This window comes from Streptomyces sp. NBC_00503 (genome assembly GCF_036346895.1).
Taxonomy (GTDB): Bacteria; Actinomycetota; Actinomycetes; order Streptomycetales; family Streptomycetaceae; genus Streptomyces.
Map to the genome: position 1 here is coordinate 170,507 of NZ_CP107855.1, position 26,046 is coordinate 196,552.

Here is a 26,046-nt window from a genome sequence, read left to right on the forward strand (position 1 = left end):
CAGCACCAGGCCGCCGAGGACGCCGGGTGGGATCGACTGGGACGTATCGGTGGACTCGACAGCAGTGCGGGCCCACCAGCACGCCGCCGGCGCGAGAAGAACACCGACGGCCAGCGATCCTCAAAAGGGGAACGCTCGGGGGACGAACCAGGTCGATCCGGTGCTGCGGAAACTGGTGGTCCGGCTCGAGGAAGTGGTCAGATCGGCGAGTGCCTGGGACGTTCCCGAGGCGGATTCACCACCAAGATCCGCCTCGCCGCTGACGGGCGATGCCGACCTCTCGCCCTCATCTGGCTCCGCACATGATCCAAAAACGGTGCCTAGGTCCGGTAGCCCTCCTTCCGCAGGATCTCGGTGATGCCCATGGTGGCGTTCTCGGCGTGGGAGTCGGCGACGTCCAGCTCGAACCTGGCCAGGGCGAGGTCGAGGAAGGCGTTTGTGTCAAAAGGTTGCCGGTCCACGGCTGACAGGCAATCACGGCTGCCGTCGCGGGCGATGCGGCCGAAGTCGTGCCATTCGGACTGGATCTCGGCGTCGGGGACGCGGAAGTAGTACCCGTCCTCCCACGCGGCGAGGTTACCGAGCTCTACGCAGAGCGAGCGGATCCGGGCAAGCGCCCGGGCACGTGCCTCCGCCTGATCGGCTTCGAGTGGGACGTCCACGGCTTTCAGTCGGCCGGAAGTCCTGACGGCTTGGCCCAGAAGGTATCCCCCGCCGTGCCAGTACCAGGCGTTGACCTGCCGGGCCCGGGTCCTCGGTGACGTGGGGGGTGGCGAATCGCCGAGCAGCTGCTGGAAACTCCGCTGTCCTGCGGCGTAGTTCGGAAGAGCGGTCTGGTACTTCGCCAGGACGAGCGGCTCCGCGACGGCGAGGGCGAGGGCGAGGGCCATCGGCAGGCCCACCGCGGACCAGCGGGCAACGGACCTGACGGACCGCCCGCCGGACGGGCACCTGCCCGCCGCCGGTCCGGGTCGGGCGCGCCGTCGTCGCGGGAAGGCCGCCACCACGGCCGGCAGGAGGGTGGTCAGGACAGCAATCAGGGCGGCGAGCAGGAGGGTGAGGTTGACGAAGCCGAACAGGTATCCGTCCGGAAGCGCCTGCCATGCCGGGCGCCAGCCACAGTCGGCGTTGCGCACGCTCAGTGGTGCGACGCAGCCGTCGAGGGACATCAGCAGCACCGTGCCCGCGAGGCCGATCGTCGCTGCCGTCTGGGTTGCGACCAGCGTGACGAGGAGGTGCCGTCCGCGGCCGGCCCACACCGCGGTGACGGCCAGTGCCCCAGCCAGCGCCACGAACGTGAGGGCCAGGTATCGCAGTGTCGCCATCCCCAGGCCCGGTGCTGGACCGGCCTGTTCATGGTGCAGGTAATCCTGGACACCCGCGACCGCGAGCCAGCACCCCGTGCCGCCGAGCAGCCCTGGCCCCAGTGCCCGGCGTAGCGGTGGAGGCGTCTCCCACCGGGCGGCGGCGAGGTCTCCGTCGAGCCGGGCCCGGGCCACCCAGCGAGGGCTGTCGCCGGTCGGTCCCAAGGCCAGGGGCAGGGCGGGAACGAGCCAGATCGCCGAGGCGGCGGCGGTGAACAGGGGCCAGCTCACCGAGCTCAGGAGCAGGGGAAGCACCACAGCGGTGGCCGCGACAGCGGGGTGTCCCGTGTCGGTCGCGCCGGGGAACATCCGCAGGACCGACTGGCGCGAGCCGCCGGTACCGATCGACTGCCAGAACGACCCGTAGATCCCCTGGGTCGTCTGCCAGGTGAACCAGACCGATGCGACGACGAATCCGGCGGTCAGGCACAGCACGAGGGCGGGGCGCAGGGACCGGCCTCGCCAGCTTCCGGCCCACAGGCGGGCGCACTGGGTGACCCAGACGGTGAAGGCGGTGCCGGCGGCCACGACCAGGAGCAGGCCCGCTGGCCCGCCGATCCACCACTGCGACACACCGGCTCCGAACCCGGTGCACAGGGCTCCCGTCCCGAGGCCCGCGCCCAGCCAGAGTCCGGTGCGCAGCCCGGACGGGGCCGGGCGGCCCGTGATCACCGCGTAGGCCACCGCTCGCCAGAGTGCGATGCCGATCACCCCGCACACCAGGAGGGCGGGAATGAACGCCGTCCCTTGGAGTATCCAGGCGCTGAAGCGCCGGTACGTGGCGAGGTAGGAAAGGAGGTGACCGTGGATCAGTACCGCGCTCACACCGGTCAGAAGGACTGGCAGCGGCCGCAGTCCGAAGAGCGGGGCCGGATCGGAAAGGGCCGACTGGCGAAGCCGTGTCGGCGGGTGCGTGCTCCACAGCTCCTTGAGCGAGCCGGCGGCGGAGCGCAGTCCCCGGGGGGCGGGGTCCAGGGCCATGGCGCGGTGCAGGTCCGCGCCCCAGCGGGCCGCCGCGAGGTCGGCGTGGATCTCCCTTGCGCGCAGTACGTCGGCCCGTGCGAGGTGGACGAGGGCGACCAGGAGGAGGGGGAACAGGAGCGTACGGATCTCGTACGGGGCGGTGGTCACCAGGGTCGACAGTTCCAGGGTGTTGATGTAAACGGCCGACCAGATGAGGTAGGGCAGCAGAACCAGTGTGACGAACGTGCGCCACAGTGCGACGGTTCCGTATGTGACGCTGATGTCGCGGTTGACGATGTGGGCGAGCTCGTGCAGGAGCACCGTCCGCACGCGCGCGGGATCGGTGCTCCGGTAGGCGAGCAGGCCGCCGTGCAGGCTGACGGTCGGCCGGCGTGTGCGACCGAAGACCACCGCGCCCGCTGTCGGGGCGGCCCGGTCGACGACGATCCGGGGCACCTTGGCCAGCCCCGCGGCATCGACCGCCTCTTGGACCAGTCGCAGGACAGCACCGTCCGTGTCGAGGGTGTGCAGGGCGACGAGGCGCCGTCGTCGGATCTTCCAGGCCGGCAGAAGCAGGAAGACCAGCGCGGCCGTGAGCACGAGCAGCACCGGCATGACGGCCAGCTGCCACCAGGGCGGCAGCGGCGCGGACTGGTCCATGCACGCCCAGAAGGGAATCCACTGGGCGCCCAAGCGGCTCACCGCGACCGCGTCGCCGACCCGGTCCGGGTCCATCCCGGCGGCGAGCAGGCAGTCGACGCCGTCGGCGGCATTCAGGGTCCGCACCACCAGCAGGACTATCGCCTCGCTGGCGGCCAGTATCAGGGCGACCAGCATGGCGAAGCGCGTGGTCGTGCCCGCGCCCAGGGCCCGCTCGTCGATGCGGGGTCGAGCGGAGGCGGCGTTCACCGCGGGCCGTCAGTGGCCGCATCACCCGCCCCAGCCGGACCCCCTCCCGCCCCCTCCGGGACCCCCGTCCCCTCCGGGGGCCCTGGCATCTCCGGGGCTCCCGGCGGCAGCAGGGGGTCCGGCTCCGCCAGTACCAACGCCGCGACCACGGCGTCAGCGACCTCCCCCGCGCGTTCGGCGGCAACCCCTCGCCGCACGGCCGCCTCGACGACGCGCTGGTGTACCCCGGCCAGCTGGGCCCGGTCCAGCGGCGGGAGAACGGCCGGCGGCTGGGGCCGGCGGACGAGCCGCCACAGCCAACGGCCGGTGCGGCGGCCGGCCCCTTCAACGGCTGCCCCGACGATGGTCGAGGACACCTGGGCGAGCACAAGCCACACCACCGGTGTGACCAGCGCGGCCACCTCGGTCACACCGAACCCCAGCGGATCGCGCCGGCCCCGGCCCGACAACCGCTGCACCACCGCGGCGTCGTCGAGCGCCAGTAACCCCTCCACCATCACGATCTCTTCTGGTGCCACCTTCGCCACCACGTCGCTGACGATGTCCCGCACGCGGCGTCCGTTCACCGGCACCCTTGTTGAACCCATCCCCAAGCCCCCCATGACGGTCCATCAAGAACAGGCATTCAAGATGACATGGCTGTACCCGGCTCCGCCATGCCACCGACGGACGCCTCTGCGACCGTCACGACCGGACGGCGGCACGGGCCCCTGCCGAGAGTTTCGGCAGGGGCCCGCGGTGCTACCGTGCGCTGCCGGTCCGACGGCCCGGCCTCACTTCAGGTGTCGGGTGAGGAACCGGGCTGCGGCGTCCCCCGCGGACTGCGGGACTCCCGTGTGCCCGCCGAGATGGGCGTGCAGGGACTTCTCCTTGGAGCCGAAGGAGTCGAACAGCTCCAGGGCCGCCTGCCGGTCGTTGCCCTCGTCGTCCCACTGCAGCAGGACGTGCAGGGGAATGGTGACCTGCCGGGCCTCCTCGAACACCGCACGAGGCACGAAGCTCCCGGCGAACAGGACGGCGGCCGAGATGCGGGGCTCGACCACCGCCAGCCGGACGCCGATGGAGATCACGCCGCCCGAGTACCCGACCGGGCCGCCGATCTCGGGCAGCGACAGGAGGGCGTCCAGGGCGGCCTGCCATTCCGGCACCGCCTTGTCGACCAGCGGGAGGACGAGGGCGTCGATGATCTCGTCGCTGACCGGTTCGCCGGCCTGCATCGCCCGGCGCATGTCGGCGCGGGCCTGCTCGGCGGCGGGCCAACGGGGCCGGTCGCCGCTCCCGGGGAGCTCGATGGTGGCGGTGGCGAAGCCCTCCGCCGCGGACTGCTGGGCCCGGGCCACCAGTCGGGGGTGCATCTTTCGCAGCCCGAGGGGAGGGTGGCCGAGCAGGATCAGCGGGGCCGGTGCGGATGCGGATGCCGATGAGGGTGTCCACAGGATGCCGGGGATCTCGCCGAGGGTGAATTCGCGTTCGAGGACGCCGTCGTCGAGGCGCTGCTCAGAAGTGAAATGCATGGTCGTGCCTTTCGGGAGTGCACAGGAATGGCGCTCCCGGACGACCTGCCTATCGTCCGACCGTGACTCCGGAGGGGAGCACCCATGTCGAAACTGCGTTCACGGGTACCACCTCCTCGTTCTCTCGCACGGCCACCGGGAAAGTATCAGCGGTTGCGATGGTCCGCCAAACGATTTTCCTGGGGACACCGCCTACATCTACCTCGGTACCGTCACCCTCGCAGCCCTCATCATCTGGCTCCGCACATGATCCAAGAAGCAGTGCCCAGGGCGCGCAGCATCGCCTCGACCCGTGGTGGGAGGGCGCGGGCTGGGGGCCCAGGGGTCATTCACGGGCCGGGTAGGGAGGCCGAGGACTGCCCGGGACCCTTGATCGCCGAGTCGAGCGGCTGAGGAGTGTCCGGGGCCTCGCCGATGAACGTCTCGATCAGCTCCCGGTGCGCGGACACAGTCCGGAGCATGTGAGTCACCGTTTCGGTCGTGGCCCACGGTGATGCCGGAGGTGTTGTTGCGGGGAGCGAACCGGTGAGGACGCCGCCGTTTTGTGGGTCAGTGCAAGGCCCCTCCCACGGAGGGCGTCACCATGAAGTCCCACTCCCCCACGCCGAGCCCGCACCGTCCGGCGTACGGTCGCATCGCAGGTTGCTTCGCTGCGCCGAAGGCGACGGTCGGTGCGGGCGCTGGCTCCGCAGGCGGAACTCCCGAAGCGACCCCGTTCCGAGGCGGCCCCGGCGTCGATGGCCCGACAGGGATCAGGCCGTCGAGGACGTCGACAACGAACTGGGACGCGGGGCATCGCTTCGAAGTCGTCCCGTGAGTCGTCGTTCAGCACCGTGCGCGTATCAGGTGACGGATGCTCAGCGATGCCTGGGCCGCCGGTTACTCGATGCCTTCGACAATGCGGAAGTCGCGCTCGACGCCGTCGGGGAGGGCCACCAGCGCCTTCTGGTACGCCTCGCTCTCGTATGCCGCGACGGCCTGTTCAAAGCTGTCGAACTCGATCAGAACGACGCGTTGCGCGATGCCGGCCTCGTGGGCGACGACTCGACCGCCACGGGACGGGATCCGGGACAGGACGCGCCCGCCCCCGGCCTGGACAGCCGGACCGGCCAGCTTGTCGTAGGAAGTCAGCGTCTCAGGGTCGGAAATGGCGGGGTAGACACTGACCCAGTAGCCCTTAGCCATGGAAACCTCCTGTGTTGGGCCGGACACGTCCGACTTCCAATTGACACTCAGATCGATCGATCCCGACGACGGGTACTGCTGTCGGTTGAATCGTCATATGCGCAGGTTAGGACTTGATGTGCGGTCGAGGGAAAGACCGGTACGGGATAGGCTCAGAACGGATCGTTATCAATCGGCGGGGAGGGCACGTGGCGCCGGATACGGTGAGCCTGCGGTACTTCCTGGTGCTGGCGCAGGAGTTGAACTTCACCCGCGCGGCCGCACGGATCGGCATCGCACAGCCCGCACTCAGCGCCCGGATGCGCCGATTGGAGGCGGAACTCGGTACGGCCCTGCTGGTCCGCAACACGCGTAGCGTCGAATTGACCACGGCCGGTGCGGCTTTGGCGGAGTCCGCGCCGCCCGCGCTGGCCTCGCTGGACCGGGCGTGGGAAACCGCCCGGAGCGCGGCGGCCGGTGAACTGGGCACGCTGCGCATCGGATACAGCCTCAGCACCGGGGCCGAGACGGTACCGGCCCTGGTGGACAGGCTGATTCGCGGCAACAGCGGACTCGAGGTCGGCGCGGTCCCGATGGCGACACCGGAGATCTCCCCCGCGGTCGCCGACGGCCGCATCGATGCCGGGATCACCCGCGGTGAACAACCGGGCCGTGGCGTACGCCGGTTCCTGCTGCGGCGTATGCGCGCCGGGGTCCAGCTGGCGCAGCACCATCCGCTGGCCGAGCACCCGGAGATCGAGATCGCCGACGCGGCCGCGTATCCGCTGCGACTCCCGGACCGTGCGGCCAACCCCGTGATCCACGATCAGCTGTCCGCACTGTTCCGAGACACCCGACCGCACCCCCGATTCCAGACGCCCGCAGTCTCTTTCGACATGTCTCAGAGCGACCTGCGCGACGGGGTCACCCTCGCCCCGGCCGGAGAAGCCGCAGCCACGGCACAACCGGCCGGTCTCACCTGGCGACCGCTGCGGGGCGCGCCCAGCCTGACGATCCACCTGGTCCTCCCACACGAGCAGTCGCCGCTGCACCGCCGGATCCGTGCCGTCGCCAAAACCCTGGCGCACGAGCTGCACTGGCTGCCGGACTGACACGCAAGAGGTCAAGCGAGACGGACGCCTGCGGTGGCGAGGCCGAAGACCTTGCGCCCGGCGGACTTCGCGGTGATGACGACGGCGGTCTTGCGCTCAGCGCCTCGTCTCGTACCTGGTCAGGATCACGCCTCCGGGAAGCGTCCGCGTCTCCACCAGGTTGAGGTTCACCCAGTTGTCCAGCGCGGTGAAGAACGGCGTGCCGCCGCCCACCAGGACCGGCGCGGTGGCCAGCACGTACTCGTCGATCAGCCCGGCCCGCATGGCCGCCCCGGCGAGCGTCGCGCCCCCGATGTCCATCGGACCTCCGTCCTCGGCCTTGAGCCGGGTGATCTCGGCGACCGCGTCACCGGTGACCAGGCGGGTGTTCCAGTCGACCGTGTCGATCGTCGAGGAGAACACCACCTTCGACATGTCCCGCCAGCGGCGCGCGAACTCGATCTCCGCCGGGGTGGCGCCCGGCTGCTGGTCGCCGGTCGGCCAGTAGGAGCTCATCGTCCGCCACAGCTTGCGCCCGTACAACGTCAGGTCGGTCGCCGACAACTGGTCGGACCAGAACTGGAACAGCTCGTCGCTCGGCACGCTCCAGCCGATGTCGTCGCCGGGCGCGGCGATGTAGCCGTCCAGGGACAGGTTCATGCCGTAGATCAGTTTCCGCATGACGCCAGCCTTCCGTGAGTCGGTCTCACGCGTACAGACCGACACGGTGCAGGAAACTCATCGGTGCGCGATCTGAGCCCGTGACCAACTACGACGCTCATCGTGTCGCCGACACAGTGCCGCACACGGCCGGCGTCAGACGTTCGTAGCCGGTGGGTCTGCGGTGAGCTCCGCCTTTTGCAGCCAGTCGGTGTACCAGCTGGCGAAGGTGATCGCCCCACCATCCTGGTCGAGGAGCGGGACGAGGTCGGCGTCGTCTGCTCGGCAGTCGGACCAGATGGTGCCGCGGTGGGTGCCGCTGATGATCAGCCACTCCCTCTGGGCGCAACCGAGGTGGGAGATCACGATGGCGCCGGCGGTGCGCTCGGGGGCGAACATCAGGGGTTCCCAGCGTTCGTCCCACGCTTCGATGGCGTCGTCGAAGTCTTCGATCTCGTCGAAGTCCTCTTCCTCAGGTCGTTCGGCGAGAAGTGTGACGAGGGCTTCGGGGTCCGGGCCGTGGTCGGGAAACGGCCGGGCGAGCATGGCCAGGTCGGCCAGGTCGGCACCGTCGCCTTCCCAGCGCCAGCGGCCTTGTACACGGCGAACGGGGAAGACGCCGTGGGCAGGACCCGCGCCGCCGGCGCCCACGCAGGTGAGAAAGGTCCGGTAGTCATCCGGCAAACGCACACCCATCTGCGCTTCGAGCTCGGCAAGCCCGTCATCGGTCAGGGGGTCTTCCAGGACCCACCTGTGCCCGAGGGAGCCGAACACCTTGCCGCTGGATGGCTGGGCGCCCAACGCGACCACCCGCTGACGAACGCCGCGCCACTGCTGATCAACCATGCGCAGACCGTACGGGGAGCCACTGACAGCACACCGGCCAGGTACCACGCACGATTCTGCGGGTCATGAGGGTGATGGCGGCCCCGGTGAAGAGAGCCTCGCTGTGCGCGGCCCAAACCACCCTCGCCATCGACGACGAACATCCTTCGGCGGGCACCGACGGGTGCCCGGGTGTCGCCGCGGCTCACGCCGGTGTACGGGGAGCGGGGAGTTCGGCCGTGCGGAGCTCGTCGAGCAGCGACTGACGGACCGGGACCGTGCGGGCGTCCGTCCGGTAGTCGTCGTGCCGCTGGAGCGGCGGGTACACCGGATGGCTGGTGGTCCGCTCCAGGACCGGCGGCGCGTCACCGGCGGAGCTGCCTGGATCCACGCCGTCCTCCCACTCGTGCTCGGTCACACCCGTCCCCAGGTCCAGCGGGCTGCCCGCCGGGTCCGTCTTGCGCCAGACGTTGGCCCAGCAGGCCAGGGACTCCGGTTCGGCCAGGGAGCGGAGCGAGACCTCCGTGAAGAAGGCCGGATGGTAGTGGGCGAAGTACGCGCGCAACGGGCAGCCGCCCGTCAGCAGGGCGATCCGGGCCCGCCGCTCCGGCTCCAGCTGTCACAGCGCCAGCACTCCCAGCACCGCCCCCATCGAATGCGCGGAGACCAGGACGCGGTCCTGCGGCCCGCCGGTCAGGTGCCGCAGCCGGTGCACCAGCTCCGGTACGCTCCGGCCGGTCCAGGTCGCGGGCGTGAACGGGTGCGCGGCGCGCGGCCAGAAGGCGCCGATCGCCCACATCATCCCCGCGTTCCGCCGCATCTGCGGCTGCAGCACCATCGCCCGCACCGCGAACACCATGACCGCGACCAGGCCGACCAGGATCACGCCGCCCATCGAGTTCAGCTGCGCGATCACCAGGTCCGCGTACGCGGTCAGCCACTTGAGCCGGAACGCGTAGGTTCCACCCACGGCCGCAACCGCGGCGGCTGCGGACGTCCCGGCCATCCGGCCCAGCCACGCCGGCACCTTCCCCGCCCGGTCCTCGGCGGCCCGCAACTCCTCCGTGCGCCGCGTCCTCTCCCGGCCCTCCTCGTCCGTTGGCGGCGGCCAGGACCGCGTCCGCCGCCACCTCTTCACCGTGAGCACCACCCCGACCACGGGAGCCGCCACCGCCGCCGTGGCCAGCAGCAGCGGCAGTGCCATCGACACCGCTTGCACAGCGCGCGGCAGCACGATCCCGGACTCCCCGCCGTCCCGCGTCAGCCACTCCCGCGACCACATCATCAGCGCGGCGCTGCACACCCAGCCCGCGAGAGCGGCCACCACCCCGAGGGCCGCGCCCGTGGCCCCGTACAACGACGCCTGGCGCCGCCGTGCCCCCGCCGCCCACACCGACCCGACGGCCAGGGCCAGCAGCAGCACTCACACCACCAGCAGCCCCAGCCCGCCCATCGCCGCGAACAGCAGCCACCCGGTGGGGCGTTCCCCGCCGCCCCCGAAGGCCGGTGCGGCCAGCAGCAGCGCCAGCGTCAGCGGCACGGCCACCGCGGCGACCAGCCCCCACCCGGCGCCCAGGCCTGCGACCGCCCGCACCGCAGGGTTCGCAGGGTCACAGATCCCCGGGCTGCCGCACTGCCTGACGAGCTGGTCCATGGCCACCTCGGCGCAGGTGGCCACCGCCAGCACGGTCAGTGTCAGCCCGACCAGCCGAGTGGCGCCCAGGTACGCCCTGGTTGCCCAGCGTCGCTCCAGCGCGAAGGGCTGCAGCCACACGACCGTGTTGAGGAGCAGGAAGGGCACCAGAAACAGCCACAGCGCGCGCCGGGCCCCGCCAATGGTCAGCGTGGCCCAGTCGTACACCTCCCGCACCACCCCGGCCCCCGGCTCGTGCGGTGCCCCGTCCCCCCGGTACACCCCGGCGCTCCGGTCCCCGCTCACCCTCCGGATCCCGGTGGGCTGCACCACCGCTGCCCGGTCGGCGGGCCCGATGCCGGGCAGGATGATCTCGACGATGGAAGTTGCGCCACTGTCCATCCCCAAAGGCTGTCAGGGGTCGGGCCCGGCTGTCGGTGGTCGTGCAGGACTTCGCCGAGTAAGCCGGTTTCGGCGTAAGGCTTTTCGGAAGACGAATGCGGGCCCAAGGGGTGGTCCGGGTGGTCCCCGAAGCCGGACGAGATCCCGGAGATGGCAGTTGATTTCGTGCGCCGCGCGGTGGACCTGCCGGAGGGCGCGGTACTAACTGGTCATCCCGTCACTTCCGCGGCCGTGCCCTGCTGCGGCCGGGTTCGCATGCCCCAGCGGGCCAGCGATGGGCCGGCAGCGCCCACTGCCGCGAAGAACAACGCCAGCAGCAGCCAGCCCGTCGTGCCGAGGCCGAGCACCACGGTGGTGAGGATCGCGGGGGCAAGAGCCTGGCCCGCGCTGAAGCCGAGGCCGAGGAGGCCTTGGTACTGGCCCTGGGCGTGGTCGGGGGCGAAACCGAAGCCCAGGGCGAAGCCCGCCGAGGACTCCCACACCTCTGCCAGGCTGTGCACGAAGATCGCTGCCAGGACCAGTCCCGCCGCCGCCCAGACCGGGGTGTACGCAGCCATCGCCATCATCGGGCAGCTGACGAGGAAGAGCAGCCCCGCAATGCGAAACGCCCTGCCGCCGTCGTGCGGGGTTTCGATGCGGGATCCGATCCTGGTCTGCATCAGTACGCAGAAGGCGGCATTGACGGCGAACAGTGCCGCCACCGTCCAGCGCGGCGCTTGGGTGTGTTCGGAGATCCAGATCGGCAGGAGCAGGGAGACCACCGGGTATTGCAGTCCCATGGCCCCGTAGAGGGCGGTGAACGTCAGGAACGGGCGGTCCGCGAAAGCGAGCCAGCGACGCTGCTGCGGCGGTGCCGCCAGCACCGGATAGCGGGGCAGCAGGAGCAGAAGCGCCGCGCACAGGGCGAAGCTCGCCGCATTGCCGAGGATCAGCGTGACATAGGCGCCACGGGTGTCCGCGGCCAGCGCCAGCCCGGCACCCACCGTTCCGAGAATGACACCCAGGTTGACGAAGGTGCGCAGCTTCGCCCGGAACAGGGCCGGGCGATCGCCCCCGACCCGGACCACCAGAGCGCCCCAGGCCGCTCCACCCGCCGCCGCGGCGATCTGGTCGACCGTCGCGATGATCGTGAGTGCGGCCCAGCTCTCGACGAGGACAAGGGCCGCCATCGACATCGCCTGGACCGCGAGGGCCAGCATCATGATCGTGCGCGCCCCGCGCCGGTCGGCGAGATGCCCTCCGGGTATCCCCGCGCACAAGCCGATCACGCCGGCGATGGTGAGCGCGGCGCCGACCTGCACCGCGGGCAGGCCTACGACCAAGGTGAAATAGAGCGCCGACGCCGCGTTGAACAGACCGTTGCCGACCCGGTTGGTAAAACTGGCGGCGATCAGCACGCGCTCCGGCTTGCTGTCCCCCGCCATGCGGCCTATTCGGCCTGCCAGGCCACCCTTGATCATGGACGGCAGGCTAGCAGTGGTCACAGAACCGGCCCTCCCCCTCAGCGACAACGGGCGTGCCCCCGCCCACGTCGGGTTCACGCCATGCGGGCACTCACGGTGCGTACCACCTCGGTCAGGACCTTCTGGCGCCAGTTCTCGTCGGCCTGCGGGTATTTGCCGACGCCGTCCGCGGTCGACGAGCCGCTCACCTCGAACTGGTACGGGCCTTGATGGCAGACCATGGTGGCGGTCGTGCCCTTGGCATAGCACCCCGCCGCACCCAGCGAGTCCTTGAGGTCACGGAACTTCGTGGTGTCCTGGCCGGCCCGCTTCGCCTCGTCGTCTCGGTCCTCGGCGTAGGAGGCCTCCACGAGAGCGGGATCGGCGACGGCCTTGAAGACGATGCGGATGTCGCTGTTGTGCTTGCTCTTGTACTTGGCCGGCAGCCCGAACTCGGTCTTGCACCCACCCGTCGGCACGTCGCCCGTAGTTCCCGGATCCGAGGTTTCGAGGGGGTTGAAGTTGATGACGGTCACCTTGACCGGCTCACGCTGGAAGTCCTTCGCTTGCGGCAGGATCGCGCGGATCTCCTCATCACCCAGCACCTCGCACGCGTTGGGCCACTGAGCGAGGGGCAGCGAAGCTCCACGTGCGGGCCGTGCCTCGAGCCGCGCACCCGACGGCTTCGCCGACCCGAACGTGAGCGAAGGCGGCTCGCTGCTACAGCCGGACAGCACGACCGCGGCGGACACGACGGCCGCGGCGGCCAGGACGGGATTCATTTTCGGCACGCCCAACTCCCCAATGCGGACACGGGGCATTCCCCCTCTTCGGGCCCATTCTGGCCGGGCACGCCGCTCCGCCCCTCCCGATCCCGTCAGCTTCCCTGTGATCTTCCCGACAGCGGGTCGGGTCGTACAGGCGCCTGGCCGCCGCCGGACTGCCCGAGCTCGGTCATCAGCGCGGCACCGCTCTGGACCAGCTCCGCGCAGTCCCGCCCGGGCTGCGGATCCGGATTCGGGTCGCCCTCGTACAGCTGGTTCCCGAGCCGCCGGAGAACCGCGCTCTTCCCCCATGAAGCCGGTGGGGAAATGAGGCCGATCAACGAGCAGCAGATCTCGGAAACCGGCCTGGTGGTGCTGGACATCACCGGCGGGGATGAGGAAACATCCGGGCCGTCATGACCGCGTTGGAGGACGGGTGGGCGACCTCGGCCGTCGTCCCGGTGCGCTGGGATCCGGGCCGAATGTGGCGACGTAGGCCCGGCGGACGGCGTCCCAGCCACGGCCGCTGCTGATGTGGATCACTGCCGGTGCACGAAGGAACCAGGCTGTGAAAGCCCCAGCAACGATCAAGGTCCGTCGAGGGCCGGCGCTCCATCTGCCCGCCCCATCGGTACTGTCCTGGCGCACCGGTTTGAGGATGAAGTACTCGTTGTCGACGCGCACGCTGATCCACAAGTGGTGGCCTTCGACGGGCTGCCCTTGACCGGAGATGTCGATGCAGCGGGGGACCGTGTCGTCGGTGGGCTTGTCGATGGTTACTGCCGGATCGGGCAGGACGGACACGGACGGTGCTCCGTCCGACGGGGTCCCGGGCGGGGGCTGGGACTGTTCAGAGGCCGCGGAACCGCTGGGGGCCGGGCCCGATTCGGTAGACGCCGGGCGCTCCTGGCCCATGCCCTGCTGCGAGGGCTCTTCCGTGGAGGGGTCCTTCGCGTGGTCGGATCGGTTGGCGATGACGAGGACCGTGACCAGGGCCGCCAGCGCAGCCCACTGCGCGGGGGGGCCTCCACCGACTCAGCCGCCCAGCCGGTCGCCTGCCCGGTCCTGCGGGCGGACGCGACACGAGCTGCTCCGGTGGAACCGTCGGCAGGCCGTCCGTGGAGGACATGGGTCCGGCATCCGGCGAGGCCGGAGGATTGTCCGCGGATAACCCGGAGGCTCCACCGACGGGCGCGCCGTCCGTCCCAGGCCCTGAAACCGAACCCTCAGGGGTGGACTTCAAGCCTGCTGGACTGTCTGATGCGTCCGGCGTCTCGACGGCCGCGGCCGCGGCCATGGCGGCGTTGTACAGGCGGCGTGCCTCTTGGATCTGCTGGTCCCGGGCACGGGCGTCGCGGGCGAAGCGGTCCTCGATCACGCGGGTGAGGCGCGACAGCGCAATGATCTTCTGACCGGATCGGGACTCGCTCCACACACTCCGGCTCAGGCCGTAGCGCTCCGCGAGCCAGTCCCCCGTGCGTTCCGCGGTCAGCTCCCTCAGGAACTGCGCGAGGGCATTGGCCTCGCCGGTGCGGCCCTTCAACGGCCCTGGACGGCGCCCGGCTTGTTCATTCCTCCCCCTCCAAATGTCCGGCACGTTCGCACAAGTTCGCGGTTGTCAGGTATCTGCATCCCCCCTGACCTGCGCTGATGCCAACACACCCCGGCGGACCATGAGATCAGGTTCCAGCGTGGTGTTCCACCGCTTCCGCCAATCCAGGCAGCGGGAAACACCACGTGAAGGGACCACCGTGAAGCGAGAGTTCATACGTCGGCCCAAGGCCCTGGCCGCACTGGCCGGGCTCACCCTGGCCATCGGTTTGGCCGTCATTCCCGCCCAAGCCGACAGCCGCCCGTCCCAGCGAGTCAACCAGGCGGACCCGGATCCGGTCCTGGTCGGGGCGCAGCACGGCGCGGATGCGCCAGTCGGTGGCGGGCAGGGGCACGCCGATGAACCTGCGCAGCGTCAACAGGGCCTGCGCGAAGTGGTCGTCCATGCCTGCAGCGTTCCCCATCGGTGCGGATCCGGTGCCGGCGTTCACAGCGTGTTGATCCAGTCGGGGCAGAGAGTCTGGCCGCGACAGTAGGCGGTGATGGTGCCGATCAGGCGGCCGTCGGGGGTCGGGGCCCCGGCCGGTCCGCGGTTGCCGCGTTCGGCGATGGATCCGGTCACCGTCTACGCCACGTACGCCACCCTCGGGCTGGGCGCCCTGGAGAGGACGCACAACGTCGGACACCGGGCCGCACAACCGGCCGCTGCCAGAAGGGCGGTGAGGTCCGGCGGTGTCGAGGCGGGCCCCACCGGCCACGAGAAACGGCGGCCGGTGCGGGCCAACGTCCCAGCGGTCTCGGGGATCCGCGCCAGGGTGTAGGCGCCCGCCCGGTCCCCGCCACGCGATGTCTTCGGTGCCGGTCAAGACGGTGGAGCAGGTCGGGCCGCGACGAACCGCGGAGTCGTCCACGGCTGGCACGCGCGGCGTACTGAACCACGCAGCGGGCAGTGCCATGGACCTGTGTGACCGAGGTCTTTCGTCCCGCGCCGACGGCTGGCTGGGCAGCCGGCCGAGCGCCGCCCCGCCGCCTCAACAGGAGGATTCCCACTGGCCCGAGGGCGTGACCAGGGTGTGGCCAGGGCGTGGCCAGGGCGTGGCCCGGGTGTGACACGAGATACACGGGTCGCAATGAACCCAACTTTGGATCACTTCATCTCTCCATTCGATCGGACTCTGACCACGTCTGATCCGATCAGCACCAGCGGCCGGAAGCGGAGGGGCGGTGCTGACTCTCCGAGAACGAGGCCTGCCGGGCCGACGCACCGAAGGATCGACAGATGACGCCCAGTCGGCACCGAGCCGCGCCGTCCCGCAGAAACTTCATGCTGGCGTCCGCGGCGGTGACGCTCGTCGGAGCCGCGGGGTACGCGGCGGCTTCCTGGCCGGGCGGAACGGATGGCGCGGACGACGGGGCCGGAGCGCACAGCGACCCGGCGGTGCCCCTCGTGAGCAGCGAGTCGGTCATGCAGATCGTCGCCCACGCCGACGACGACCTGTTCTTCATGAACCCGGACACGGGCCATTCGCTGCGCTCCGGTCGCCCAATGACCTCGGTGTACATGACGGCCGGGGAGGCCGACGGCGTCAACGCCCCCGGATTCGCGTCCGCGGGGCACCCCATGCCGCCCGCCGACCGGGCGCAGTACGCCGAGGCCAGGCAGAACGGCATACGCGCGGCATACGCGCAGATGGCCACCGGCGACAAGACCAGCCCCTGGACCCGTACCTCGATACCCACGACCGGCGGCGGCTCCGCGGAGCTGGACACCCTTCAGGCGCACCCGCAGATCAACCTGGTCTGGATGCAGGTGCGCGAGGCCCGCGAGATGTACAAGGACGTACCGCAAAGCCTTCGCGGCCTGTGGAACGGCCAGACCCACTCCCTGGAGCCCGTCCCCGCATCCGCCACCCCGGCCAAGCCCATCAGCTACACCAAGGACCAGCTCGTCGACGCGCTCGTCGTTCTGATGGCGCACTTTCGCCCCACCCACATACGCACCCTGGACCCCAGCCCGGCCCGTGAGGGCGTCAGGCATCAGATCGTCGATCACCAGGACCACGTCTTCAGCGCCCGCTTCGCCCAGGCGGCGCTCCAGAAATACGCCGCCACCTCGGGTCGCCCGAACTTCACCGTCCAGAGCTACCTCGGCTACAACACCAGCTACCTGCCCCACGCCTTCGATCAGGCCCAGGCGGATGCCAAGGCGGAGACGGTGAAGACCTACGCCTGGATGGACCCGAAGGACAACTTCTGTGGCAGCAAGGCGGGTTGCGGCGACCGCAAGGTCTCCAATCGGCCGTACGGCAACAACTGGGCTCAGTCGGTCCGCTATTCCCGCGCCAATTCGACCAGTTGGCTCCAGCCCGGCGAAGACGGCAGCCTGTGGGCATTCGGCGTCCTCGACCAGAAGCTCGCCGTCTGGCACAAGCCGTCCGGCACGAAGGACACGTGGGCGGGTCCGAACCTGCTGGCAGCGGACGGGCTGCTCGACGGCGGACTCACAGCGGTACGGCTGCCCGACAGCCGTATCGCCGTTTTCGGCACCTGCACCCACCTCGGCCCGGGTGGCGACTACCGTCGTGAGGTCGTCACCGCCGTCCAGCAACGCCCCGAGGGCGACTTCGGCCCCTTCCGTGCGCTCGGCTCACCGCCCCAGAGCGGTGCCAGCGCGTTGTCGGACCTGTCGGCCCCGGCCCCCGCCGTCGACGGCTCCGGCCGCCTCGCGGTGTTCGTGCGTGGAGGAGACCTCAGGCTCTACCGGATCGAGCAGGACGCAACGGGAAAGTGGTCCGCGTGGACCGACCTCGGTGGCACGGGTCTGCACGGCGACCCGGCCGCCACGACCGACCGTGCCGGCCGCATCCACGTGTTGGCCGCCACCCCGGAGTCCGTTCTGACCTGGGCCCAGGCCAAACCCGGCGCCCCTCTCCCGGCCCGCCCCCAACAGAGCGGACTGCCCGCGACCACGGTCGGCGGACTCTCCGCCTGCGCCGACGGCGACGGGGTGCGGGTGTTCTTCCGCAAGCCCGACTCGGGCGCCGTCCAGACGGCCGTTCTCGACGGCTCCGGCCGCCCGGTCGTGCTCGACGTGGGCGGAGTGGGCGGCTACGGCGCGGTGGGCCTGTGCGGCACCGCCATAGCCGGCCGCGGCCCCGACGGCACCCTGGGTACGGCCCTGATCGGCAGCGGCACACCGCAGTGGAGCAGCGCCGAGCTGCTCATCTCGGGTGCTCCCGCCGGCATGCGGACCGGATCGCACGGCTTCCTCACCGCGCTGGGCCTCGATGCCAAGCTCTACTGGGCCCGGACGTCCGAAGCGGACGCACCGAAATGGAGGCTGGCTCCCGGGTAGCCAGAGGCTGGGCCATGGCTCGCCGCCGGGGACGGCAAGCAGAAGGCCGGGGTGCAGAGGTGGAGAGCGGTGGAACTCCACCCTTGTCTCCACCCCTGGGTCCAGGCGCCGCGAGCCGCCCCGCAGCAGGCTTGAGGGCATGACAACGACCGAGTGGATCACCGACATCGCCCTTCTCTTGATCGTCTTCCGGCAGCTTCGGGAGGGCCGGCTCGACGCGAAAACCTTCCTGATCCCGCTGGGGATCGTGGGCTTCGTGGCGTACTCGTACCTGGACACCATCCCCACCGCCGGCAATGACCTGGTGCTGATCGCGGTCCTCGTCGGCGTGGGTGCCGTCCTCGGCATCGCCGGTGGCGTCTACACCAGGGTCCGGACCGTGGGCGAGCACATCCTGATCAAGGCCGGTGTGGTGTCGGCCGTGCTGTGGGTCGTGGGCATGGGGGCTCGGATGAGCTTCCAGCTGTGGGTCGAGCACGGCGGCGCCGGCGATGTCGCCCGGTTCAGCGCCGCCCATCAGATCACCAGCGACAAGGCCTGGGTGGCGGCGTTCGTTCTGATGGCGCTCACCGAAGTGGTCACGCGACTGGCGACGATCTTCATCCGGAGCCGCAGCCACACGATGGTCCGCGCCGTTCCCGTCCTCGACCGTACGGTGTGACCGTGCAGTATCTTCTGCGCATGCCCCAGACGCAGAGCCCTCCGCCTCCAGGGACGGCACCGTCCCCGGAGGCGGCCGTGCGTCCGGTTCCGGGACAGGACCCCCGGGTGAGGTGGGCCCTGACCCTGGCGGTCGTCGTTGCCGGAGTCGTGACGGTCCGGCCCATGGGTTTCAGCGGCCGGGCACTGGCCGTCACCGCCCTCTTCATCGTCGCCACGGCCGCTCTGCTGGCGCGGGGCCTGCCCGAGAACGCGGCGACCCAGCGTTACGCCCCCGCCTGGCTGACCGTCGGTGTCATCGCTTCGGCCGCTCTGATCTCCGTCAGCAGTAGCGGAACGGGATACCTCTTCGCCTTCTTCCTGTCCGGCCACATCGGATACCGGCTGGAGACCAGGTGGGCCCTGGCCCTCGCGGGGCTCTGCAGCGTGCTCTGCGCCGGCGTCCTGTACCTCGGTCTGGGGCCCGGGCACCAGCAACTGCCCTGGACACTGGGTCTCGCCACCGGCGCTCCGGTCCTGATCGGCATCCTCAACCGCAGCCAGCGCCAGAGCGTACGGGCGGTGATCGCGGCGTCCGAGTCGGCCGAACGCGCCGCCCTGGCCGAGGCGCGGACGGCCGTGCTGACCGAGCGCGGCAGGATCGCCCGGGACGTGCACGACGTACTGGCCCACTCGCTGGCCGGGATCAACATGCAGCTGGAGCTGGCCGACGCGTTGATCGACACCGGTGATCTGGAGAAGGTCCGGGAGGCCAACGCCAGAGCCCACGCACTGGTCAAAGAGAGCCTGAAGCAGGCGCAGTGGACCGTGCACGCGCTGCGCGAGGACGCGCTACCGCTCGTCGAGAGCCTGACCGCGATGGTCGAATCCTCGGGCCACCACGATGCCCTCACCGTCACCGGTACGGACCGCGAACTGCCCACCCAGGTGACCCAGAACCTGCTGCGGATCGCCCAGGAGTCGCTGACCAACGCGGCTCGGCACGCGCCAGGGGGCGCCGTCGGCGTAGAGCTGGTGTTCGAAATCGCATCGGTGACACTGAGGATCCGCAACCGCCCCGGTACCCGCGAGGTGGACACGGCCCCGGGAAGCGGGATGGGACTGATCGGCATGCGCGAACGCGTCGCCCTACTGGATGGAACCGTCACCGCGGGCCCGGTCACCGAAGGGCCGGGGCGGGGCGGCTGGCAGGTGAAGGCAGTGATCCCGGGATGAGCGACGTGACCACGGAGCCGCAGAAGCTGAGAGTGGTCGTCGCCGACGACCAGGCCGCCGTCCGGGAGCCGCTCGCCGCGGTCCTCGGCCTGGCCGAGGACATCGACGTCGTCGCGGCCGCCGCGAACGGGACCGAAGTGCTGGCGGCCGTGGCCGCCGGGCCGGTGGACGTCGTACTGATGGACCTGAGGATGCCCGTCATGGACGGGATCGAGACGACCCGCCGGCTGGCCGAGCAGTACCCGCGGGTGGCGGTGGTCGTACTCACCACCTTCGCCGACGACGACTCGATCCTGGGCGCACTGGGCGCGGGAGCCCGCGGGTATCTGACCAAGAACGCGGGACGCCAGGACATCACCCGGGCCATCCGGGCCGCTGCCGCCGGTCAGTCGGTGCTCGACCTCGAAGTACAGAACCGCCTGCTCGCCTCCGCCAGGACCACGTCCGCGAAGTCCCCGGGGCCAGGACCCGCCCTGCCCGCAGACCTCACCCCTCGCGAACGTGAGGTCCTCGCGCTGATCGGACAGGGCCTGCCCAACCGGGGCATCGCCGAGAAGCTCTTCATCAGCGAGGCCACCGTAAAAACGCACATCAACAACCTGTTCGCCAAAGCCGGCATCCAGGACCGGGCGGCCGCCGTCCGGCGCGCCATCGAAACAGGACTGGCCTGACGGGGCTCCTCCCGCCACAAGCTGGCCGGCGACGAGCGGACGACCGTGCGGAAATGGGGCGGTCCCGGCCGATCCGAGGAGCCTCGCCAACTACCAGGCGTTCCCCGACTCCCGTATCCAGCCGACCGTGGACGCCACCGGGAACGTGACCGACTGGGCCACCGGCACCGGCGTCGGCTACGGGTACATGATCTTCTACTCGGACAACACGATGGGCGGCTTCGCCGGCTACCGCTGGAGCGTCAACTCCTCCAGCGTGTACTCGGCCGAACAGCGCTGGATGCCTGTCGGACGCGTCTTCCTCGGCTGACCCCCGATCAGCCCGCTCGGGTCCTCGCCTCGGGAGAGGAGCGGATCCGTCCGGCCCGGCCGAGGCACCCCACGGCATACGTCCGGTGTGTCCCGAAAAGAATGGATGTTGATCTGATGTAAACAATGATCGGGTCGCCCCCGGCGCTCCCCCCAAAAAAGGAGTCAGACAATGAGGCCACTGCGCCGCCCCCGCCAGGCCGCCACCCTGCTCGCCGCGCCCGCATTCGCACTCACTTTCTCCGGCCTGATCGCCACCCCCGCTCACGCCGCCACCATCAACGTCACCTGCTCCCCCGCCGCCCTCATCCAGGCCATCACCACCGCCAACAGCACCCCCACCACCGCCGACACCCTCAACCTCGCCCGCGACTGCACCTACACCTACACCCAGCAGATCGCCGGCCCCGGCCAGGCCGCGCTCCCCCAGATCACCAGCCCCATCACCATCAACGGACGCAACGCCACCATCACCCGCGACGACAACACCGACAACGAATTCCGCTTCTTCAACCTCCCCCCTGCCACCCGCGCGAACCTGACTCTCCGAGACCTTGCCCTCACCAACGCCAAAGCCGGCGGAGGCGCCCAGGGTGGGGCCATCCAGCTGGGATTCGACACCGTCGTTTCCCTTGCAAACACCCGCCTCACCGGCAACACCTCCAGCAACGGAGGCGGCGCCATCAGCAACAACAACGGAACCCTCCGCGTCGTAGGTTCCTACTTCAACGGCAACAACACCGAAGCCGGCCACGGCGGCGCCATCCTGAGCAGCGGCGCCACACGCGTGGACCTCAGCGTCTTCACCAACAACTCCACCGGCCCCGTCACCGGTGGTAACGGCGGAGCCATCTCGCACAGCAGCATCTCTTCACCCTTCGCCCTGACCTCGAGCATCCTCACCGGCAACGAAGCACAAGGCCTGGGCGGCGCCATCCACAACAACAGTTCCTCCGCGACCGTCACCAGCAGCCAGATCCACAACAACAACGCCAGGACCGGCGGGGGCATCGCCAACTTCGGGACGCTCACCACCAACGTCCAAACCACCATCCGCGGCAACACCGCAAGCTTCTCCGGTGGCGGCATCTACAACTTTGGAACGCTCAACACCCGCAACACCGTCATCGACGGGAACGCAGTCACCCAAGGAACCGGCGCCGGCATCCACAACCAGGGCGACGCGACGCTCAACGACTCCCGTGTCACACGCAATACCGCGGCCCACGCCCCCGCCGGTCTCCACAACAACGGCGGAACCGTCACCCTGAACCACACCACCATCACAAACAACAACCCCGGCAACTGCGACCCCTCAAACCCCTCTGCCACGGGCTGTACTCAGTAGATCCATCCACCCACGGCCCCGGGCACCGTCTTCGCCGGGAGTGCGCACAAGGCCGCGACCCTGCACCGGCTCGCAGGCCCGTAGCCGTACGCCGGGGCCACCGCCGTACTGCTCACCGGCGTACGGGCCTTCCGATGCGTCATGTACAGCCGCAGGCTCCGCGCCCTGGACGCAACAGCCGAGCACTACGTGCAGGACCGGGACCTCCCCGAAGGCACCCGGCATCTCTGGAGATCGCCAGCGCCCTGCGCGGACTCTACGTCTTCACCCATTGGGTCAAGCCCTCCGAGTAGCGCGATTTTCCAGCCAGCGGCGCGGCGGATTCCGCACTGTTCTGCTTCCTGCGCGTCGCCCTAGTGTCACGTTCCGACGCTAGTCGCCACCATGGGGAGGGCACCTTGCGCAGCTTCAGGCAAATGACCGCAACCGCCGCAGCCACCCTGACTCTGGCCGCCGCCAGCCTGATCGGGACAGCCTCCGGAGCCCACGCAGCCACTGTCGACTACGCGTGCCGCACCCCGGACGTGTATGCCGACGGCCTGTACGTGCACACCTGCATCAACTGGTACATGGGCCAGAGCAACCCCACGTGGGGCACGGTGAGCACCCACGGCGGCAACAACACCTCCATCACCCTGTGCGTTCACCTCCTCAATCAAAATCTGGCAGAGGTGGGCGGATCGAAGAAATGCAGCACGGTCTGGGGCCCGTCCGGGTCCGTTCAGGGCCCGCCGGTGAATCAGCCCTGCGACGGCACGAAGTATTACGCCGAGTCGTGGTTCACCTCACCGACCTACTACTACGGCGGCATGGGTCCTGCCGTTGTGTGTTGAGCGTAGAAGTTGACGTGATGCGGGGTAGCGGGCGCGAGCCTGCGGGCTGAGGCGCCTGTCCGGCGAATCATGCGACTACTAGGCTTCGATGATGGAACGCTTAACCGACCTGCCAGAAGTTCTCGCCCAGCCCGCAGACCCGATTGCGGCGAATGACTACGACAGTTTCGCCGAGGCGTACTCGGCGGAGAACGAGAACAGTCTGGTGAACGCGTACTACGAGCGGCCCGCGATGCTGGCCCTCGCCGGAGACGTGGCCGGCCGTCAGATCCTGGACGCCGGTTGCGGCTCGGGTCCGCTGTCCGCCGCGCTACGTGACCGCGGCGCGGTCGTCACGGGGATCGACGCCAGCACAGGGATGCTGGCGTTGGCGAAACGGCGGCTGGGCGATGACGTCGCCCTGCACGCGGTCGACCTGAGCGACCCCCTGCCGTTCGGCGATGATGCGTTCGACGACGTGGTCGCGTCGCTGGTGCTGCACTACCTCGAGGACTGGGGGCCGGCACTGGCCGAGTTGCGGCGGGTGACCAGGCCCGGCGGCCGGCTGATCGCGTCGGTGGAACATCCCTTCGTGGCCTACACGATCAAGGATCCCCGGCCCGACTACTTCGGCACCACCAGCTACACCTTCGACTGGACATTCAACGGGCAGTCCGCCCCGATGAGGTTCTGGCGCAAGCCACTGCACGCGATGACCGACGCCTTCACCACCGCCGGCTTCCGCCTGTCCGTCATCAGCGAGCCGCAACCCGACCCAGCCGCCCGCGAGTTGTTCCCCGACGACTTCCACGCCCTTTCGACCAAACCCTGCTTCCTCTTCTTCGTCTTGGAGGTACCAGCCTTGGCTGCGGGCTCGGGCGAGTAGCCGTTCGACGGATCACGGACGGACTCAGCTGACCTTTGATCCAGTCCTGTGAAGCACGGGTGCGCGCCGAGCCGGTCATCGACGCCCTCAACCGCCACTACGGGCCGGGTACGGTCGGCCCGGCGGCCGCCATCACGGGGCCTGAGGCCTGGCTTCCTGGCCTTCGACGATGGAAGTCAGGCCGTCCAGGAGTGCCTTGAGCCCGAATTCGAAGAGCGCGTCGAGACGCAGGTCGTAGCCGTCCCCGAACGCTCCGACCACCTTGGTGAAGGTCGGGAAGCGGCCGGATTCCACCAGCTCCCCGAGGGCGGGGGCGCGGCTGTCCATCCACTGGTCCTCCGACTGGCCCGTGGCGGCTTCGGCATGCGCTTCCATTTCCAGGTGCACGGCCAGGCCTTGGACATGGCTGTAGATCAGGACGTGGATGTCGAACAGCGTCGTGGGGTCGAGGCCGTGGCCGTCGAGAGCGCTGAGCACCCACTCGCCGTGGACCATCAGATTGGGCACGAGCAAGGGGCGCGTGAGGGAGCCGAGCTGGGCCAGCCACGGGTGCTTCCGGTAGAGGCTCCACAGGGTCCGGGCACCCAGCTCGACGCGGGCACGCCAATCCATGGGGGCGTCCGCGCCGTAGGACTCCTCGCCGAAGGCAGCGTCGGCCATGCGCAGGACGAGGTCTTCCTTGCTCGGGACGTACCGGTAGGTCGACATCGCCGCAACGCCGAGCCTGGCCGCGACCCCGCGCATGGAGAGCGCCGAGAGCCCTTCGGCGTCGGCGATCTCGACGGCGGTGCGGACGATCCGGTCGAGGCTCAGCTCCTGCTCGGTGTCCGGGGCGGGTGACGGGCGCCTGCGGGCCGGTCCGGCCGCGGGGGTTGCGGCGGTTGCGGCGACAGGGATTCCGGCGACGACCGTGCCGATACGGGGCCGGGCCTCGACGAGTCCCTCCAGGCGCAGGGTGGTCAGGGCCTTGGTTGCGGTGGCAAGTGCGACGCCCCATTCCCGGGCGACCTGCCGGGTCGAGGGAACCCGGTCCCCGGGAGCGAGTTCACCGTCCGCGATGCGCTGCCGGATCCCGGCGACGATGCGCAGATAGGGCGGATCACCGGCTGGGCCTATGGCCTTCGTCACGTCCTGCCGCCTCCCTCTCCTGTACTAGTGCAGAGGGTAGCAGCGGCAACAGCGAATGGAGGGCAATTGCTCTAGTACACGTCTTAAATCTGACCAGTTGAGCAGGGGTGCCGTACGGCGTACGTTCAGTATGCGTACACCGTACGAAGCACTAGAGGAGCTTCTCATGCACACCGTACTGATCTCCGGTGGCGGCATCGCCGGGCCCGTCCTCGCCTACTGGCTGCGCCGCCACGGCTTCGCGCCCACCGTGGTCGAACGCGCTCCGGGCCAACGCCCCGGCGGCCAGGCCGTGGACATCCGCGGCGTCGCGCTCGACGTCGTGGAGCGGATGGGCCTGCTGGAGCAGGCGAGCAGCGTAAGGACCCGGATGCGCGGCATGTCGATCCTCGACGCCGACGGCCATGAGGTCGACCGCTCCACCGAGGCGACCTTCAGCAGCGGCCGGCTCGACAGCGAGGACATCGAGGTGCTGCGCGAGGATCTGGTGCAGATCGTGCACGAGCACACGCGCGAAGGCGTCGAGTACCTCTTCGGCGACAGCATCACCGCGCTCGACGAAGACGAGACCGGCGTACGCGTCGACTTCGCGCAGGGACCGCCCCGCACCTTCGACCTCGTGGTCGGAGCTGACGGCCTTCACTCCACCGTACGGCGCCTGGCCTTCGGTCCGGAGGAGCATTACGCCCATCATCTGGGCAGCTACCTCTCGGTGTTCAGCGCGGACAATTTCCTCGGCCTGGAAGACTGGCAGATGTGGCTGCGGGACGGCGACACGGGCTTCGGCATCATGCCCGTACGCGGCAACAGCGAGCTCAGGATCGCCTTCGGCTTCGAGTCCGCACCCCTCGCCCACGGCCTCCGCGAGGGCGCTGCCCTCCGTCGGCTGGTCGTCGACAAGCTCGCGTCGATGCGGTGGGAAGGCACCCGCCTGGCCGAGGCCGCCCGGCAGGCGCCCGACTTCTACTGCGACGCCATGGCCCAGATCCGTATGGACCAGTGGTCACGGGGCCGGGTGACCCTGCTCGGAGACGCCGGCTACTGCCCTTCCCCCCTCTCGGGCCAGGGCACCAGCCTCGCCCTCGTGGGCGCCCACGTGCTGGCCGACTGCCTGGCCCAGGACAAGGGAGACCACAACGCCGCGTATGCCCACTACGAGCAGCGGATGCGCCCCTTCGTCGCCCTCAACCAAGCCCTGGCCACCGAGAATCCCGGCGGACCCGCCTCGGAGGCATCCATCGGGCACGCCAAGAACGCACTCTCGCTGGACAGCTGATAGGCAGCCGGTCCACTCAAGCCTTCGGCTATCCACCGGTTGACCACCGAGGACGTCGCCGTCACCTGGCAGCGTCTCTCCACAGGCGACCGGGCCGCCTACGC

25 protein-coding genes and 2 pseudogenes are annotated in these 26,046 nt (G+C 69.8%); 11 read left to right on the top strand and 16 right to left on the bottom strand.

What is annotated here, in order from left to right:
* Positions 1 to 31 precede the first annotated feature (31 nt).
* A pseudogene (locus tag OG490_RS00925) lies at positions 32 to 291 on the top strand (hypothetical protein); the annotation flags it as partial.
* A 29-nt stretch (positions 292 to 320) separates the two neighbouring features.
* Here the strand turns inward: OG490_RS00925 and OG490_RS00930 are convergent.
* The 5 genes from OG490_RS00930 to OG490_RS00950 form a co-directional block, all read right to left on the bottom strand.
* Positions 321 to 3,236: a M48 family metalloprotease gene (locus tag OG490_RS00930; protein WP_330294336.1), complete on the bottom strand. Its 2,916-nt coding sequence runs from the start codon at positions 3,234 to 3,236 to the stop codon at positions 321 to 323.
* Entirely contained in the window at positions 3,233 to 3,802 is a 570-nt protein-coding gene (locus OG490_RS00935) for a hypothetical protein (protein WP_330294337.1), read from the bottom strand. Before OG490_RS00935 ends, OG490_RS00930 begins: the two co-directional genes overlap by 4 nt.
* A gap of 207 nt (positions 3,803 to 4,009) precedes the next feature.
* Positions 4,010 to 4,750, bottom strand: a complete 741-nt coding sequence (locus OG490_RS00940) for an alpha/beta hydrolase (protein ID WP_330294338.1) — start codon at positions 4,748 to 4,750, stop codon at positions 4,010 to 4,012.
* Between the two features lie 329 nt (positions 4,751 to 5,079).
* A complete protein-coding gene (locus tag OG490_RS00945; protein ID WP_330294339.1) occupies positions 5,080 to 5,211 on the bottom strand; it encodes a hypothetical protein in 132 nt (43 codons plus the stop codon).
* Between the two features lie 418 nt (positions 5,212 to 5,629).
* Positions 5,630 to 5,935, bottom strand: a complete 306-nt coding sequence (locus OG490_RS00950; protein WP_330294340.1) for a DUF1330 domain-containing protein — start codon at positions 5,933 to 5,935, stop codon at positions 5,630 to 5,632.
* Between the two features lie 188 nt (positions 5,936 to 6,123).
* Here OG490_RS00950 and OG490_RS00955 point away from each other — a divergent pair, with 188 nt between their 5' ends.
* Positions 6,124 to 7,026 carry a LysR family transcriptional regulator gene (locus OG490_RS00955; RefSeq protein ID WP_330294341.1) on the top strand — a complete coding sequence of 301 codons (903 nt, stop codon included), beginning with the start codon at positions 6,124 to 6,126 and terminating at the stop codon, positions 7,024 to 7,026.
* Between the two features lie 96 nt (positions 7,027 to 7,122).
* Here the strand turns inward: OG490_RS00955 and OG490_RS00960 are convergent, their stop codons facing one another.
* From OG490_RS00960 to OG490_RS01005, 10 genes and pseudogenes are all read right to left on the bottom strand, one after another.
* Positions 7,123 to 7,686, bottom strand: a complete 564-nt coding sequence (locus OG490_RS00960; protein ID WP_330294342.1) for a dihydrofolate reductase family protein — start codon at positions 7,684 to 7,686, stop codon at positions 7,123 to 7,125.
* Positions 7,687 to 7,821: 135 nt separating this feature from the next.
* Positions 7,822 to 8,511, bottom strand: coding sequence for an SMI1/KNR4 family protein (locus tag OG490_RS00965; protein WP_330294343.1), 690 nt, complete (start codon positions 8,509 to 8,511; stop codon positions 7,822 to 7,824).
* A 184-nt stretch (positions 8,512 to 8,695) separates the two neighbouring features.
* Positions 8,696 to 9,055 (bottom strand): hypothetical protein, encoded by a 360-nt coding sequence (locus tag OG490_RS00970; RefSeq protein ID WP_330294344.1) that lies wholly within the window; start codon positions 9,053 to 9,055, stop codon positions 8,696 to 8,698.
* 54 nt (positions 9,056 to 9,109) lie between these two features.
* The gene (locus OG490_RS00975; protein ID WP_330294345.1) at positions 9,110 to 9,913 is read right to left on the bottom strand and encodes a hypothetical protein; all 804 of its coding nucleotides are present in this window, start codon (positions 9,911 to 9,913) and stop codon (positions 9,110 to 9,112) included.
* Complete coding sequence (locus tag OG490_RS00980) at positions 9,914 to 10,525, bottom strand: hypothetical protein (protein WP_330294346.1); 612 nt, start codon at positions 10,523 to 10,525, stop codon at positions 9,914 to 9,916.
* A gap of 209 nt (positions 10,526 to 10,734) precedes the next feature.
* Positions 10,735 to 11,985: an MFS transporter gene (locus tag OG490_RS00985; protein WP_330294347.1), complete on the bottom strand. Its 1,251-nt coding sequence runs from the start codon at positions 11,983 to 11,985 to the stop codon at positions 10,735 to 10,737.
* Between the two features lie 77 nt (positions 11,986 to 12,062).
* A complete protein-coding gene (locus OG490_RS00990) occupies positions 12,063 to 12,758 on the bottom strand; it encodes a hypothetical protein (RefSeq protein ID WP_330294348.1) in 696 nt (231 codons plus the stop codon).
* A gap of 1,652 nt (positions 12,759 to 14,410) precedes the next feature.
* Positions 14,411 to 14,728, bottom strand: a complete 318-nt coding sequence (locus OG490_RS00995; RefSeq protein ID WP_330294349.1) for a hypothetical protein — start codon at positions 14,726 to 14,728, stop codon at positions 14,411 to 14,413.
* A gap of 41 nt (positions 14,729 to 14,769) precedes the next feature.
* Complete coding sequence (locus tag OG490_RS01000) at positions 14,770 to 14,904, bottom strand: hypothetical protein (RefSeq protein WP_330294350.1); 135 nt, start codon at positions 14,902 to 14,904, stop codon at positions 14,770 to 14,772.
* A gap of 66 nt (positions 14,905 to 14,970) precedes the next feature.
* Positions 14,971 to 15,093: pseudogene (locus tag OG490_RS01005) on the bottom strand (GNAT family N-acetyltransferase); the annotation flags it as partial.
* A 468-nt stretch (positions 15,094 to 15,561) separates the two neighbouring features.
* Between OG490_RS01005 and OG490_RS01010 the strand changes: the two are divergent.
* The 8 genes from OG490_RS01010 to OG490_RS01045 all read left to right on the top strand — a co-directional run bounded on the left by OG490_RS01010 (position 15,562) and on the right by OG490_RS01045 (position 23,538).
* Positions 15,562 to 17,637 (top strand): PIG-L family deacetylase, encoded by a 2,076-nt coding sequence (locus OG490_RS01010; RefSeq protein WP_330294351.1) that lies wholly within the window; start codon positions 15,562 to 15,564, stop codon positions 17,635 to 17,637.
* A 139-nt stretch (positions 17,638 to 17,776) separates the two neighbouring features.
* Positions 17,777 to 18,298 carry a hypothetical protein gene (locus OG490_RS01015; RefSeq protein ID WP_330294352.1) on the top strand — a complete coding sequence of 174 codons (522 nt, stop codon included), beginning with the start codon at positions 17,777 to 17,779 and terminating at the stop codon, positions 18,296 to 18,298.
* 107 nt (positions 18,299 to 18,405) lie between these two features.
* A complete protein-coding gene (locus OG490_RS01020) occupies positions 18,406 to 19,512 on the top strand; it encodes a sensor histidine kinase (protein WP_330294353.1) in 1,107 nt (368 codons plus the stop codon).
* On the top strand, positions 19,509 to 20,183 hold the full coding sequence (locus OG490_RS01025) for a response regulator transcription factor (RefSeq protein ID WP_330294354.1): 675 nt from the start codon (positions 19,509 to 19,511) through the stop codon (positions 20,181 to 20,183). Before OG490_RS01020 ends, OG490_RS01025 begins: the two co-directional genes overlap by 4 nt.
* A 127-nt stretch (positions 20,184 to 20,310) precedes the next feature.
* The gene (locus OG490_RS01030) at positions 20,311 to 20,493 is read left to right on the top strand and encodes a hypothetical protein (protein WP_330294355.1); all 183 of its coding nucleotides are present in this window, start codon (positions 20,311 to 20,313) and stop codon (positions 20,491 to 20,493) included.
* Positions 20,494 to 20,664: 171 nt separating this feature from the next.
* A complete protein-coding gene (locus tag OG490_RS01035; protein WP_330294356.1) occupies positions 20,665 to 21,840 on the top strand; it encodes a hypothetical protein in 1,176 nt (391 codons plus the stop codon).
* A gap of 416 nt (positions 21,841 to 22,256) precedes the next feature.
* The gene (locus OG490_RS01040) at positions 22,257 to 22,673 is read left to right on the top strand and encodes a hypothetical protein (protein WP_330294357.1); all 417 of its coding nucleotides are present in this window, start codon (positions 22,257 to 22,259) and stop codon (positions 22,671 to 22,673) included.
* Between the two features lie 91 nt (positions 22,674 to 22,764).
* Entirely contained in the window at positions 22,765 to 23,538 is a 774-nt protein-coding gene (locus tag OG490_RS01045; protein ID WP_330294358.1) for a class I SAM-dependent methyltransferase, read from the top strand.
* 132 nt (positions 23,539 to 23,670) lie between these two features.
* On the opposite strand, the gene OG490_RS01050 is transcribed toward OG490_RS01045, so the two are convergent.
* On the bottom strand, positions 23,671 to 24,666 hold the full coding sequence (locus OG490_RS01050; RefSeq protein WP_330294359.1) for a TetR/AcrR family transcriptional regulator C-terminal domain-containing protein: 996 nt from the start codon (positions 24,664 to 24,666) through the stop codon (positions 23,671 to 23,673).
* Between the two features lie 166 nt (positions 24,667 to 24,832).
* Between OG490_RS01050 and OG490_RS01055 the strand changes: the two genes are divergently transcribed.
* Positions 24,833 to 25,942 (top strand): FAD-dependent monooxygenase, encoded by a 1,110-nt coding sequence (locus OG490_RS01055; RefSeq protein WP_330294360.1) that lies wholly within the window; start codon positions 24,833 to 24,835, stop codon positions 25,940 to 25,942.
* Positions 25,943 to 26,046 lie beyond the last annotated feature (104 nt).